The sequence below is a fragment of the Bradyrhizobium sp. CCBAU 51753 genome (genome assembly GCF_015291565.1).
Lineage (GTDB): Bacteria > Pseudomonadota > Alphaproteobacteria > Rhizobiales > Xanthobacteraceae > Bradyrhizobium > Bradyrhizobium ivorense.
Genome location: NZ_CP030037.1, coordinates 1,878,689 through 1,893,530, shown reverse-complemented (window position 1 = coordinate 1,893,530; position 14,842 = coordinate 1,878,689). Strand labels below are relative to the sequence as shown.

The 14,842-nt window shown below is 59.6% G+C and carries 7 protein-coding genes, 2 pseudogenes and 1 riboswitch; of the genes and pseudogenes, 6 read left to right on the top strand and 3 right to left on the bottom strand.

Translation table 11 applies throughout. From position 1 onward, the window contains the following. Window positions 1-421: 421 nt before the first annotated feature. Window positions 422-3,058, top strand: a complete 2,637-nt coding sequence (locus XH93_RS08750) for a hypothetical protein (protein ID WP_194473183.1) — start codon at window positions 422-424, stop codon at window positions 3,056-3,058. A 1,720-nt stretch (window positions 3,059-4,778) separates the two neighbouring features. Here the strand turns inward: XH93_RS08750 and XH93_RS08745 are convergent. Next, entirely contained in the window at window positions 4,779-5,852 is a 1,074-nt protein-coding gene (locus XH93_RS08745) for a ribonucleotide-diphosphate reductase subunit beta (protein ID WP_194473182.1), read from the bottom strand. Beyond that, window positions 5,843-7,687, bottom strand: a complete 1,845-nt coding sequence (locus XH93_RS08740; RefSeq protein WP_246799523.1) for a ribonucleoside-diphosphate reductase subunit alpha — start codon at window positions 7,685-7,687, stop codon at window positions 5,843-5,845. Before XH93_RS08740 ends, XH93_RS08745 begins: the two co-directional genes overlap by 10 nt. 205 nt (window positions 7,688-7,892) lie before the next feature. Then, window positions 7,893-8,109: riboswitch (cobalamin riboswitch) on the bottom strand. A 124-nt stretch (window positions 8,110-8,233) separates the two neighbouring features. Between XH93_RS08740 and XH93_RS42060 the strand changes: the two are divergent. Beyond that, window positions 8,234-8,514, top strand: a pseudogene (locus XH93_RS42060) (DDE-type integrase/transposase/recombinase); the annotation flags it as partial. Between the two features lie 13 nt (window positions 8,515-8,527). On the opposite strand, the gene XH93_RS08735 reads toward XH93_RS42060, so the two are convergent. Next, complete coding sequence (locus XH93_RS08735; protein ID WP_194475049.1) at window positions 8,528-9,481, bottom strand: class I SAM-dependent methyltransferase; 954 nt, start codon at window positions 9,479-9,481, stop codon at window positions 8,528-8,530. Between the two features lie 479 nt (window positions 9,482-9,960). On the opposite strand from XH93_RS08735, the pseudogene XH93_RS42055 reads away from it, so the two are divergent. The 4 genes and pseudogenes from XH93_RS42055 to XH93_RS08720 form a co-directional block, all read left to right on the top strand. Continuing rightward, a pseudogene (locus XH93_RS42055) lies at window positions 9,961-10,317 on the top strand (nodulation protein NolW); the annotation flags it as partial. A 346-nt stretch (window positions 10,318-10,663) separates the two neighbouring features. Beyond that, window positions 10,664-12,352 carry an HrpF/NolX family T3SS translocon protein gene (locus tag XH93_RS08730; protein ID WP_194475048.1) on the top strand — a complete coding sequence of 563 codons (1,689 nt, stop codon included), beginning with the start codon at window positions 10,664-10,666 and terminating at the stop codon, window positions 12,350-12,352. A gap of 1,233 nt (window positions 12,353-13,585) precedes the next feature. Beyond that, a complete protein-coding gene (locus XH93_RS08725) occupies window positions 13,586-13,819 on the top strand; it encodes a nodulation protein NopA (RefSeq protein ID WP_139481146.1) in 234 nt (77 codons plus the stop codon). 116 nt (window positions 13,820-13,935) lie between these two features. Beyond that, window positions 13,936-14,826: a hypothetical protein gene (locus XH93_RS08720; protein WP_194473180.1), complete on the top strand. Its 891-nt coding sequence runs from the start codon at window positions 13,936-13,938 to the stop codon at window positions 14,824-14,826. Window positions 14,827-14,842: the final 16 nt, after the last annotated feature.

The following is a 14,842-nucleotide window of genomic DNA, read 5'->3' as shown; positions in this document are numbered from 1 at the left end:
CCAGGCGAGATCATCGCGCATTGGCCATCGTCGAGTAGGATTGGCTCGTCGCGGGTAAACTGTTATGCCTTTCGTTGTCACCGCTCTTCAGTACAGACGAAGAACCAGAACCATACAGTTGAATCATCCTGAGAACTCGTCAGCTTCTAGAAAGCTAACCATCCTAAAATGAGAACCGGATCCTCGAGGGCGAGGCCGCTAGCGAGCGCAAATGGAATGGACGTGGCAGCGCGCGGTTCTCCGTGTGGTCGGACGGGCTCGATTAATCGGAGGATCGCGGCTTGCAGCTGCGCCAATTTCTTGTTTGTTGCTGTTTTCGAGTGGACAACGAGCTTTGCTGCTGAAACCTCCCTCGCCTTGAGCCGTGCACACGTCCGAGTGGCGGATTTGCGCACAATCAAGATTCTCAAGGACGATTAGAGTGGACCGGAACAACATCAACCCATTCAGCCCTGGTGAGTTTCAGGCGTACAACGCCCCGCTGGAGCAGCAGGAGCAAGAACCGGGCAATACGAGCCAGCAAGCGCGGTTTGAGCAGCAGCTGAGCGAGCTGCAACACATTGCGTTTTATGAGAGCTCTGCAGAAGCGGGTTCGCCTGATGGGCAAACCGCAGACGGATGTGAAGCGATTCGGCGCACTGATGTCGGCGGTTCGATGCAGGTGCCGTCCATTCAGGGCCACTCATTCAGCAGCACGCGCCAAAGCGTGGACATACCCCATACTGCCTTCGCCCGTTCGACTGAAGTGCCGTCCAAGCGAAGCCGCGAGAACGATGGCCCGGACGAGGAGCTTTTTTCTAGATTCCGCGAGGCATCAAAGAAAAGCCGAGCCAGCGATGGCACTATCCGCGAGGAAGCCAAGAAAAGCGGACCAAGCGATCGCACGATCCGAAGGGATCTAGAGATACTGCGCAACTTCAGCGCCTGGCTTCAGGCGAAGCAGAAGCCACCAATCAGCAGCCAACTAGAGAATCTTCAAGCATTGCGTGCCGCGGGGAACGAGTTTGCGGCCAATGATGTTCGCTTGGGCGCTCGTATCGAGGCAGCGTTGACAAGGCTCGAGCAATTCGCAGTCGGAGCGCCGGTGACAACGTTGACGCGAGGCGGCCGGCCAGTTGAGGCTCCCGTCACCGCAGTCGGAGCGTCGGTGATGACATTGCCGCGGGGCGGCCGGCGGGTCGAGGCTCTCTTCCTCGAAGACGAGGCGCTCATCAACGCTGCGTGTGACGAAGGCGTTAAGCGCGGCTTTGCGCCGGTAACCATGCAGGAGTACCGTAGGGCTCTTAACAGCTTCGGTAGGTGGCTCAACAAGCGCGGGGTGAGTATTACTCAGGCTGATCCCGAGAAGCGAGACCGCTATATTAACTCTGGGAAGGGCTCCTATCTTAGAGAGTTTCCACGCGCGTGGAATCTTCTTCAGAACTACCGACAACGCGTCGACGCGCCGCAGCCGTTCCCGCCTCAGGAAGTTTCCGCCAGCGCGGATGACGAGGTGCTTTTTCTCGGCTTCAACGAGGTGGCCCCGAAAATCGGCGTGAACCTGTGGGCACTTCGCCAGTTCAGCGCCTGGCTTCAGGCGACACAGAAGCCGTCAATCACCGGTCGGATTGAGAATCTAGGGGCTTTACGTGCCGAGGCCGACGAGTTTGCGGGCGATGACGTTCGCTTGCGGAATCTTCTCAGGACGGCGTTGCCAAGGCTCTGGCAATATCAACGGGCTGTCGAGGCGAACCGAGCGCTGGGTTTGGGTCCAACGGGACAAGCGGACTCGCTCGCCGGGCAAGGCGCTCCGCAGCCGAGTTCGCTTCATGTGCTTCCGGCAACGCCCGCTACCCCGAGCGAGGGAGCGTGGGATTGGTTTAGGGAAGTAATGCAAGAACCAGCTCCGTCATCGTCCGCACCACACCGTGGCCTGCAGCCCAGCTCGTATCAGGAGCGTCCGGCAACGCCAGCCACCCCGAGCGCGGGAGCGTGGGATTGGTTTAGGGAAGCGATGCAAGAACCCACTCCATCGTCCACACCACATCGTGGCCTGCAGCCCAGCTCGTATCAGGAGCTTCCGGCAACGCCGGCTACCCCGAGCACGGGAGCTTGGGATTGGTTTAGAGAGCAGATGCAAGAACCCACTCCGACGTCGCCCGCGCCGTATCCTGGCTCGCGGCCCAGCTATTGGAACCGGCTTAGCGAACAGGCGCTACAACCCGAGCCATGGTCGTCTACCAGGGCTGCGGCGTCAAATATCTACGGCGGCCTTGAGCCAGTGCCTCATCCGAATGCGCCCACAGTGTCTGAGTTGCGTGACTATGCGGACTCTGCGCCGGCGCGTGGTGTCACAAGACCCCCGTCGTTCATCGGGCCATCATTGCCCCCTCAAGAGCTACCGGAAATCGGACATATGGTCGACAACTGGTGCCACCGTTCCCAACCTGCCTCGGACGCGCTGATAGACATACTCGGTAACGTCGGTCTCTTGCCGAATCAGTTCGGCCCAACACAGTTCACCATCGAGAGTCAGCTTTACTCGGCCACATTGGGACCGGGAGGACGCAGGGACGTTCAACTCGTCCATCATCCGCGCGCCAGCCAGATGAGTGAATTCCGGAGATCCCGTCAGCCGCTCCACGAGCCTGCGTCATCGTCGTCAGCCAGCGCTCCCTCAGATATTTATGGCAGCGTTGAATCACTGGTTGATCTCAATCCAATCACACGGTTCGAGTTGCGTGACCATGCTCAGCCGGTGCGGGGCGCCGGCTCGTCGTCTCCCGGATCATCAGGGGCCTATCGCCGCCGAGCGGAGTTACCGGATATCGGACCTTTTCTCGGCGACGATTGGAACCACAGCCGATGGGACAATCAAGGCCAAGGCCGAGAGGTCTCGCACAGCGGCATGATGTACATACTAAACACATGGAACCTACTTCCGACCCCGCAGAACCGGCGCATACAGTTCACCATAAACGGTGAGCTCTACACGGCCGAGTTGAGGAGCAGGCAAAGTAACGCGATCTTGGGGTCCGGCCACGTCGTTTATCTCATCTATCACCCTCAAAGTGACTGAAGAACGCGCTTGGGCTGGGAGTCCCCGAGTTCTTCGTTTCGATGCGCCCAACATCCCATGGCAGCGAAACTACGAATTCCGACGATCTCGCGCGCGTGTACCGACGCGCTGCGGCCTGCGCATTCCGAGATGATTTCGCCACCATTCGGGGATGATCTCGCCGGGCGTGGAGGCGTCTTCTGCGGATGCTTCTGGCTCCGAGCAAGTCGCACGGGATTGGGGTCTGACGTGCCAGCGAATAAGGAACGCCCGGACGGTCCTCGACATGAACTCCGCCAGCGCCCCAGTGCTCCGCCACAACATGCCGGTCCGCAGGGTGATGCCTATTCGCCATATTTGGACGCAGGCCATCCCTATTCGCCGTACCTGGATTTAGCGCATCCATCGCCCGACTTGGGTTGGGAAGATGATTCGCATACGCCGGCTGCACGCCGCGCCAGAACCGGAAAGCCCCCCAGTATCTCTCCCAGCAGACGATCGCTCAGGCGATCGAGGCTCATCCTGGTGTCGATCAGGATCTGATATGGCAGGATGTGGATGCCGGCCCTTCGCACGCTGAGCCGTGGCATGCCGGGCCGTCGCGTGCCGGGCTATCGCTTGCAGGGCCATCGCACGCCGGCCCCTCCCACGCTCGACCATTGCAAGCCGGACCGTCTCAGCCAGGTCCTTCCGATGCCCACCACCGGAACTTTCCGAGTTCCGTATGCTGGACGGACGTCTCGCCAAGGATTACTGGGTTTTCGTTGGCCAAACAGCCACAGGCGCTCAGATCGATATGCTGGAGCGCAGCGGAGTGAGGCCGAGCAAGGACCACCCCACAAAGGTTTTCACTCGTCTCGGGGTTACTCACACAGCCGGACGCAGAGAAGAGGGCTTCATTCGTCTCACACCGTCGCTGGACCCGACCCTTTGGCCGAAGAGCTGGCTGAAGATCGACCTGCGGATTCTGGGGAAGATCCGCCTCCCCGTTAGCGACCATGGCCCGCGCCTCGGCAGGGCCATGTCCCTGGCGCCGATAGATTGAAATTGCAGACGGCAACAGCAGTTGGTGACCGCCCCCGGCCGGCGGAAAATTGCCAAGCTCCCTCTTTAAGGCCCAATCGATCAGTGCAGAGACCTGGTCACGTCAAGATAGCCGCACGGCGCGAGACAAACGATCACCAGTGCGCCCTCTTCTCACTTTTGCCTTCTCCTCCTTGCACTTTGCATGGACCGACGTCACGGAGTCGGCCACCTTGACCATCACGCACGATTGTCACGTACACAGCCGCCGGCCCGCGGCATTCAAGTCAGGTTACCGTCCGCCCTTCCCAAAAGGGCGGCGAGCGTGTAACCAATTCTTCTCAAGCCGCATTGCAGGCGGCCTTGACGCAAACCGCGTGGACATCGATTACCTCGCGCGCCTCGTGAAACCGGGATTGAGGTCATTTGCGCATCGGCACATCTACGGGCGCAGTTTTCTTCGATCGGTTGCCCGATACCGCGCTGCCTTTGCTCTCCCGCCCGGAGCGTTTTTAATAGACTCCGATACTGGCGGACCCTTAGCTGTGCTCAACACCTCCACTTTGGCACGTCTGTCCCGAAGGCCGCGACCATGATTTCGAGCGGCATAGATCATGCCACTTGACGTCCGCTGCGGCCCCGCCAAGGCGCGGCAGAGCCGACTTTCGCAACGTCCGAAAATGCGCGGGCGGGCGCTCCACAGCGCTGCTCCGTCTGGCTACATCCGGCCGAAAGCTGCCCACACCCCGTCTTCGCCGTCCCAGCTGCCGCGGCTCGCCGCCTTGGAGTACTCCGTGGCGCGCTGCTCGAAGAAATTGGCGTGCTCGACGCCATTGAGAATCTCGACGAGCCAAGGCAGCGGATGCGCCTTGCGCTGGGCGAACCCGCCCTCCTTGGCTTCGAAGAAGCCGAAGACCGGGGCAATCCGCAGCTGGGTCAGTCGCCAGTCGGCGACATAGCGGACGTAGGCGTGGATCTGCTCAGGTCTCATGCCCTCGATCCTGCCGAGGCCGAAGGCAAGATCGACGAAGTTCTCCTCCAGCTTCACCATGGTCTTGGCGACGTCGACGATATCGTCACGGACGGAGCGCGTCACTGCGCCGGTTTCGCAGTTCCATTCGTGAAACAGCTTGATGATGCCCTCACAATGCAGACTCTCGTCGCGCACTGACCAGCTGACGATCTGTCCCATGCCGTTCATCTTGTTGTGGCGGGGGAAATTGAGCAGCATCGCGAAGCTCGCGAACAACGCCATGCCTTCGGTGAAGGCCCCGAACATCGCCAAGGTCCGGGCGACATCGGCTACTGTGTCGACGCCGAACTCGTGCATGTAGTCCGCCTTGGCACGCATCTCGCCATAGCCGCGAAATGCCTCGAACTCGGTCTTGGGCATGCCGAGCGTTTTGAGCAGCAGCGCATAGGCGTCGATGTGGACCGTCTCCATATTGGTGAAGGCCGCCATCATCATCTGGACGGTGAGCGGCTGGAAGATCGGGATGTAGCGCTTTAGATAATTGTCGCCGACTTCGATGTCCGACTGAGTGAAGAAACGGAAGATCTGGGTGAGCAGCGCGCGCTCGCTGTCGGTGACGCGGTCCGACGCCCAGTCCTTGAGATCTGCGCCGAGCGGCACCTCCTCGCCCATCCAATGGGTCTGCTGCTGCCGCTTCCAGAACTCGTAAGCCCAGGCGTAGCGATCGACGTCATAGCTGCCGGTCGAGTCGAGGAGGCCGACGCGCTGTTTGCCGATCAGCGTGCGTGGATCGACGGATGAGAGATCGATCACTGACATGCCAGGCACTCCTCATAGTCGGTGCGCTGCTGCGGCGGCTGCAGCGGCTGCGGCGGCGCCGCCTTGTCGCCGTCAGCGATGTTGCCGGCGAACGCCGCGCGCGAGATCGATTTTGAACGGCAGTAGTAGAGGCTCTTCACCCCGCGCTTCCATGCCGTCCAATGCAGCATGTGAAGGTCCCACTTATCGACGTCAGCCGGCAGATAGAGGTTAATCGACTGGCTCTGGCAAATGAACGCGGCGCGGTCGGCGGCAAGCTCGACGATCCATCGCTGGTCGATTTCGAAGGCGGTGCGAAAGACTGCTTTCTCGTGCTCCGATAGGATGTCGAGATGGGCGACCGAACCCTCGTGCGCGATGATCGACTGCCAGGTCGCCGAAGTATCGGCGCTCTTGGCGGCCAGCAGCTTGGCGAGATGCGGATTACGCACCGAGATGGCGCCGGACAAGGTCTTGTGGGTGTAGATGTTGGCCGGGATCGGCTCGACGCAAGCGCTGGTGCCGCCGCAAATGATGCTGATCGAGGCGGTTGGCGCGATCGCGATCTTATGGCTGAAGCGCGCCATGACGCCGCGTTCCATTGCATCCGGGCACGGCCCACGCTCGCGCGCGAGCGTCACGGATGCCGCATCGGCATCGCGACGGATTTTCCGGAACATGTTCAGGTTGAACGACTTGGCCACGACACTTTCCATCGGAATGCCCTTGGCCTGCAGGAATGAATGGAAGCCCATGACGCCGAGGCCGACGGAGCGCTCACGCAAGGCGGCGTAGCGGGCACGCTTCATGCCGTCCGGCGCCACCATGATGAAGTGGGTCAGCACGTTGTCGAGGAAGCGCATGACGTCCTCGATGAAGCCTGGCTTCTCATTCCACTGGTCCCAGGTCTCGAGGTTGAGCGACGACAGGCAGCACACCGCGGTGCGCTCCTCGTCACGATGATCGATGCCGGTCGGCAGGGTAATTTCGCTGCACAGGTTGGAGGTAGAGACCTTGAGGCCGAGCTCGCGCTGGTGCTTGGGGAGCGACCGGTTCACGGTGTCAATAAACAGCAGATAAGGCTCGCCGGTCTGCAGCCGGTTCTCCAGGATGCGTTGCCACAGCTGGCGGGCGTCGATCTCGCGGATGACCTCGTTGGTCTTCGGGCTGCGCAGAGCGAACGCGGTGCCAGCGCCCACGGCACGCATGAACGCGTCGGTAACGTTGATTCCATGGTGCAGGTTGAGACTCTTGCGGTTGAAGTCGCCGGACGCCTTGCGGATCTCGAGGAACTCCTCGATCTCGGGATGGTGGATATCGAGATAGACCGCCGCCGAGCCGCGCCGCAACGAGCCCTGGCTGATCGCCAATGTCAGGCCGTCCATGACGTGGATGAATGGGATGATACCTGAGGTAACGCCGCCCTTCACCTTCTCGCCAATCGAGCGAACATTGCCCCAGTAGGTGCCGATGCCGCCGCCGTTAGAGGCAAGCCAGACATTCTCGTTCCAGGTACCGACGATGCCTTCGAGCGAGTCCGACACCGAGTTAAGGAAGCAGGAGATCGGCAGACCACGCGTGGTGCCGCCGTTGGACAGCACCGGTGTGGAGGGCATGAACCACAGCCGAGACATCGCATCATAGAGACGTTGGGCATGCGCAACGTCATCCGCGAAGGCGCAAGACACCCGCGCGAACATGTCCTGGAGCATTTCGCCGGCGAGCAGGTATCGGTCGGTCACCGTCAGCTTGCCGAACGGCGTCAACAGGTCGTCGCGCTTCCGATCGAGCTTGAGATCGGCCGGCCTTGGGGATGGCGCAAGGGGACGCGGCAGCGGAGCCGGCGATGGCAACACAAGACCCAACTCAGGCGGGGTAGGCCTTGCCTGAGCTGGGCGCGGCCGCACGTGCGGCGGCTCAATGAGATGACCATGCTGATCGAAATTGTAAGACGGCGACATCGGCAACCCCGCGATGTTAGGCGCGGGCCGGGCGGATGACTTGCGAGGAACCCAGGCAAATGTACCCGGCTGCAAGCGACCACCGGGGCACCCCGCCCGAGGACTTTCGTTCAGTCGCGGCAGGTCTCCTGGCTCGCGGGTCACTGCGGCCGTCGGCCTTCCCGGCGCTATGTCGCGCCAGTGACCATGATGACAACCGCTCGCCGCTTACAGTTGCGGGGGCAGCCCCGGAGTAGCCGTTTCGGCGCACCGGGTTCCCTCTTAGCTTCCGACCTACAAGGTGTGGGGAACGGAAGACCGTGACTAACTAGAGATAGGCACTACCCGTCGGGATTCGTCAACTGGAGAAGGTCAAGATTTAGAAGGCAAAAACATACCGACCGCCCGGACCACTCTACCGCCGCTGTCACTTCCGCTGCAGATGATTGGAGATCCGTTGGGCTGCCTTTCCGGTTTCCGTTAAGCTTGCGCATAGTCGAGGAAATTCTGGCCTACGTGTCGCATTGATGGATCTATGAAACCGCGCGTCAGTGGAGAGGGAATTCGGCACGGCCGCTCTCCGATCTGAATCGCAGCGCTCCCGCTCGCCGCGACAAATGGCATCTGGACGAAGTCGTTATCCATCGTCGGCGAACAACATCGGCTCTGGCGCGCCTTCGACCAGAATGGCCTTGTTTTTCGACTTCTTGATCCAGCGCCGAAGAGACTCGCGCGCTGCACAGTGGTCCTTAACTGTCAGGGCTCCAGCGCGACCTGCAAGCCCTCGTTGCTTTCAACATGAACGTAACGGGGTCCAATCGGCCGTCCCCTGCCGCTGGCGACGGTGACAACGTCTTCCAGAGGCGTGGCCCGCGCATCCGCCTCTGGGCGAGACAAGATCAGATCGGCATGAAGCAACCCTTCTGATTCGAGGCCGGTCGCATCCACGCCAAGGGCCGCCAAGCTGGCCAAACAACTTTCAAACTCTTCAGCATCGCGAAAGCGACGCTGGATAAACGTCGCGCCGGTAAGACGTTCTGTCACAAGACCACGCTTTGCAAACGCCTCGGCCAACGATTCAAATGGGAACATTCGTAGCACGAAGGAGATGATCCATGGTTGCTTCTCTGTCGCATCGAGAATCTCGCTGAACGTCTTCTCGGTAACATAGCCGATGCATCCGGTTGACATGATAACATCCACGGAGCGGAGAATGCGCGCGCTGTCCGTCGATAGCGCCTCCTTTTCAAGGTCAGCGACGATGCCCTGCTCCAAGAGGCCAACACTCTTTGCATAGCTGATCGCCCCTGCCGACACATCGAGGCCGATAAAGCGCGCCAACCCAACATCAGGCCAGGCTGCATAAAAACTGCGATCGAGACTCACCAGTGTCTCAGAACTGATCGCTCTCATCTCACGCCGGGCGTAGCGGTGACGCAAGCCCCCGAAGGTCAGCGGAAAGCGATGCACCGCTGCGTTGATGCCGTATGAACATCCAACATCGAGCACGACGGGCTTAAGGCCGGTTGCCGAAGCTTTCGCTGCCAGGATTTGGCGCACAACCGGCTCAGCCACGTCCGGGATCATATAATCCAGGTCTCCGAGGATCGAGAAATATGCCCTCGGATCATCAGAAGCATAAATATCATAGAACATAGCTTTAGACCGATTAATACGCGAAAAATCTATCCGCAACGCAATTTCTCCCATCTCATTTGCAAGCGCGTCGACGGCAGGTGCCTTCGTACTCGCCCGCACTTTGGTATACAGGTCGGTCTTACACCGCCGATGCGACAGCAGAAGCGGCAAGCGGACAAGAGCATCCGCCTGCGTAAGACTATCATGAAACTGGCCCCGCACCGATGAACAGCCGCTGGAGATACATTCGGCCGAGTTGAGAGCGGTCGAGGCAACGGCAGGCAACATGAGAAGAACCGTTCCTGTCGCGTGATAAGATTGGCAGCATTCGTGAGTGCGAATGGGCCAGCACCTTAGAGAAGCGAGCTGACCGAAAGCTGACGAGCGTTCGTTACCTGATGATCGCGGCTGGCTTCCATTTAGGAAGAAGCATCGGCCTCCAAATTTGGGACGAATTTTGGTGTCGATCCTGTCGTGAAAAATAGCAGGTATACTCATCCGATCTCGGAGGCTGTCATCTTGAAGAAAGTGCTAGGTGTTACTGTTTTCACCTGACTGACGTTGTCAGGACGCTCGGCGCGCCGCTGACGTTGCCATCGACGCCTTACAGTTACACGGTTCTGGATCAGGACCTCGCGACGCACTGCAGGAATTCGGTCACAATCGGAATATCCGGGTCAATGTAAGTACTGAAGTGAAGGGGCGGATTCGCGGGCGGCTACCGGAACTCCCAGCGCGAGAGTTTCTCGACCGCTTGATCAATCTCTATAATCTTCAATGGTACTACGATGGGCGGTGCTTTACATATCCGACGCGCACGAGGAGCAAAGCCGACTGCTGATCTTGAATCCGATCAGCTTTGATGCATTCAAGCGGCACTCGGTGCACTCAGCATCTCAGATGAGCGTTAAATCGTGAGAGCTACACCGCGCCGTCAGCTTCTCGAAAGGTTGTCCGTTTTACCATACGGCGTGAATATCTGGACGGCGGTGTTCCCATGGATAGTCGCGAAACTGAGCGCTGAAGGCGCACTGAGCAACAGGATGCAAGTGGTAGGACCTGTTGAACTCTGCCGATCAACACTCCTTGTTCGTCGCGATCTCGGGCCGCGCCGGTGACCGTCTTGTGGTGCACACTTACATCGGAGGACGTGTAATGTCAGTCGACCTATCGCCAACCGCCAACTCAACTGTGGCTTTCCCCGGAATGCCCGCCCCGCCCTCTTCGGCGCAGGACTTTTCCAGCTTTCAGGCGATGCTGGCCAGCCTCTCCTCGAAAGATACGACCAACGATCATTCAGCACCGCAAGTGGCGGCCTCCACAGAATCAACCAAGCAACTGACTGATGAACTCACGCAGGAGGCGCGGAATATCCTGCCACCAGAGATAAGGGCAGCATTGGATGCATATCAGGATGACCCACAGCCGTCCTGTGCTGCCGGCAGCCCAATCATTGCGGAAGCGCCCGTACAAAGCTCAAGGATCACCTGGAACGGTGGCACGCTGACTAATGCGGAACTGCAGATTGTCTCTGTGCTGAACCGCCATAAGGACAAATGCCCGCTTGATTGGAAGTCTCTGGGAGATTTGGCCAACGATCCCTCGACACCGCCGGATCTAAAGGCGGCGATCGAGGCACTGCAACAGGACCCGGAGCTCTTCTATGCGATCGGTTCGCAAGGCGACGGCCGCTGTGGCGGCAGGATCAAAGCGGGCGATCTCAGCGGCTTTTCCGACCATCACCCTCAAGTTGCCGCGTTCCAGGAGCAGCGGGCGCGGACCTACGAGCAGAACTACATGCCTTCCGACGGTACCGGGAACGGTGAGCCATCGGTCATGACACTGACCGATGCCTTGCGCGAACTCTACCGCTATTCCGATAACCTGCCCAAGAACTTGAGCCTTGCGGATTTCAAGCGCATCGTGGACGGCAACGCCGACATTGGCAAATGCCCCCCACAGGTCCTCGCGGCAGCTCAATATTTTCTCGACCACCCGGATCAATGGAAGCAGTTGTACGGCGGCTCGATAGATAAGGTCCACAAAGAGGACTTCCTGCAGGTCGCTTCGTCATCGATGAGTCTCACTCGACCCGAGCTGAGCACACTAAACACGATCAACAAGAACCAGGACGCTTTCTTTGGAAATGGCGATCTGACCCGGGAAAAGCTCGTGAGTATGGTGGACGACAAGAGCCTTTCCCCTGAGGTGCGAAGCGCGGCTTCCCAGCTGCTCTCGGATCCTGTGCTGTTCGGGTTGATGAACAACGCGATTACTGGTTACAAAACCCACCACAAGTTTTTCGACTTCGGCGGCGGCCATACGGTCGATTCCGGAAACATCAGCAGAAACGATTTCAACCAGTTCTTCAACAACATGTCTGGTGCGAACCGCGCCGCTCCGCAATTGAAAACGCATGCCGCTCAAACGCCGGCCGAACAGGAGGCCACCGCGAACATGATGATTGGCGTGGCAGACCAGCCCGACATCAAGTCTCCCAAGAAGAACGGTGGCGCCCTCATGCACGCACTTGATGACGTGCTCAAGGTAGGCTCGAAGGTGCTCGACTGGACAGCGACGGCCGTTGGTGTACTCGGCTTCATTCCAGGGCTGGGCGAACTGGCCGATCTTGCTTCAATGGTGATCGAGGCCGAAGCGCAAGCTGCAAATCTTCTGCACACCGCGATCAGCGGCGGCAACATGAAGAAGGCGCTGGAGGAAGCCGGGCTCAGTCTTGCGGCGCAGGCCGTGGGCTGCATCGCCGGCCCCGAGGTCAAGATAGCGATTCGAGAAGGCTTGGTGAAGCAGGCAATTCAAGAAGCGGCGACGGCCGGAATCAACCTGCCGGTGTCGATGGCCCAGTCCTACGTGGAGGACTATCTGAATAACCTCAAGGCACGGATTGAAGCCGAGCGCACGCAAGCTGCAGGTGCCTACGCCTAGTCGTAGCGGCGCTATCGGATAAAGCTGGACGAAAGGCTAGCTTGCGAGGCCACCACGCGGTGGGGTCGTCCCCGCCGCGCAGGTCGCGCAAGCATCTTCGATGCTTACACCGACGAGCGTGTTAGTCGCTAGCTAAACCAGCGCATTTGTCGGCTGCACTCGAGCGCCCGACGGGCGTTCTCACATCGCGTGGGCCACCGCGAAGATTTCGACGGGCCGATTGCGCCACCCATCGCGGACGGTTAGCTTGTTGATGCCTTCACGCCGCGACGGAACCGGATGGAGTGGCGTACCTGACCGGTTTACGTCGTCGGATCGAGAGCACATTAGCGGACGTGACGCTCAAGGTCCTTGTCTCCAGCGCCTCCTGATCGCTGTCCACGAAAGTGATCCATTTTTATGGCTACGAGCGGGGGAAGATCGCTCTTCTTCGCTGACTCGCATGAGCAACTTTCGCCTGCCGCCTGCCCGGGCAGGATCAAGAAAAATCGCTGCGTGGTTCGAGGTAACTAAATTGCCGAACGAGCTGCGAGGGGTCCCGGCCGGGCGGGCCCCGAGATTGGGCCACGTCAAAGCTTAAGCCCATTTTATCCGTCCGGCGCTTACATTCCGCTTATCAAAGCTGCGCTTTGATGAACAACGGCTTGCCTGATCAAGTGCCACATAGGCGAGGTCTTGTACCAACGCTGTGATCTGCAGCTTTCGCCGACACACTGCCGAAATATGAGGCGGCCTGTCCAGAGGCAACCTCAAAGAGATCGGCTCACTGTATTTCTGAGGCTCGTCAGCTTGTCGAAAGCTAACACTTCCATAATCGACGTGACAGCGACCGCTCCCTCCGCACGAACGAAGTCTTGAAGTAGGAGAACCCGATGCGCATTTCCAGCTCTAGCGCCGCTGGGCACTTTGATTCTGACCTCCACGCGACTGGCGGCGGCAAAAAGGGATCTCGGGCGCCTGGCGAGCACGATGATCATGGCAAATCGCCTAGTGCAGGAGCTCCCGTAAATGGCGGCGCGTCTGGTCCAGACGCTGACTCGCAAGCCGCTGCTATGCAGCAAGCGTTCAACGTCGCTCTCGGCGCCGTCGCTATCCAGTTTGTAAGTAGTGCAATGGGTCGTTTCGACGATGCCATGGCCGAGACAGAGGAGGATTCCTGACCTCGCATGTTGCGGCGTCAGGAAAATCGGAGCCGCAAGGCGCGGCAATCTTCAAATAAACAGGAGAAACAATATGGCTGATAAGGTTGGTGCTTCTCATACCTCGACGGCGGGTGGTGCAGTTGGTACCGGTGCTGCAGCCGCAGGTTCCGCCGCTGCTGAAGCTGCGGGAGAAGCGGCATTCAACAGGCAGCTCGCCGCGCTGACTGCCAGCAGCACGAAGGCTGCTGAAAGGGATGTAGAACTTCGCGTCGTCTCGACAGAGCTCTCGACCGTCAAGAAAGTGGCCGACGAGCGGGTGCAGTAACGGATGAAGCGGGACGAAATTATATCCTCCCGCTTTTGCCGGCCGCATGATCTGTGAAGTCGCAACGGACCGTACGGCTTTGCCGTACGGTCTCGTTCTTCGTTCAGGAGACGATCGTGAATGAACCAGCTTCCCCGCTATTCGAAGTGTTGTCGGGGTGTTATTCCGGGCTGACCGGCAAAGCGGGGAGCGGCTCCTGCTTGATTGGCAGCAGCCTCGATGCTGATTTGGTCTTCATCGAGCAAGGCCTCGAACCGCACCATCTTCGCGTCAGCTGGCATGTCAGCTCGATCGAGATCGAGGCCCTTGCCGCGGATGTCGCGATCGAGGGCCGCGGCCCTATTTCGCCAAATGAGACCGTTGTTGTCCCTCTTCCTGCCGTCATCCATATGGGCGCAATGTCCATTCGCTGCTCGATCGAAGGCACTCAGCAAGCCGGCTCTACCGGGCGCTGGCATGTACCGATTATCCCGCTCGCCTTGGTCCTCATCAGCTCTGCCGCAGTTGGCACCCTTTCAACGAGACTTGTCCAGTTCGACAGCGCCGCAACGCTGAGCACCTCGTCCCCCGCCACGGACATTGGCCCCAAAATCGCGCTCGCGGCCCCTGATGTTCCGGCCACCGACGCAGCGGCTCAACGGCTGCAGGGGGAAGTTGACGCAGCGGGCCTACTCGGGATCAAAGTCGGTTCTGGGCCGGGCGTTGTGACCGCCGATGGCACCATTACGCCTGCCTCGCTCGCCAAATGGCGAGAAGTCCAGCAGCGGTTCGATGTCCAAAGCAATGGTGCTTATACGCTCGTGAGCGCGGTCGCCACCAAGGAGGAGAAGGCGCCCCCCGCAATTGCCGTCCAGGCAGTTTGGCGCGGAAACGACCCTTATCTGGTCATTGCTGGTCAAAAGTACTTCGCGGGTGCACTCTTGAGTAATGGATGGACCGTAAAGGAGATCGAGGACGGACGTGTGCTGCTGACACGCAATGGCCAGCTTGCGGCTTTGTCTTATTAGAGTTTTAGCCCGCGGC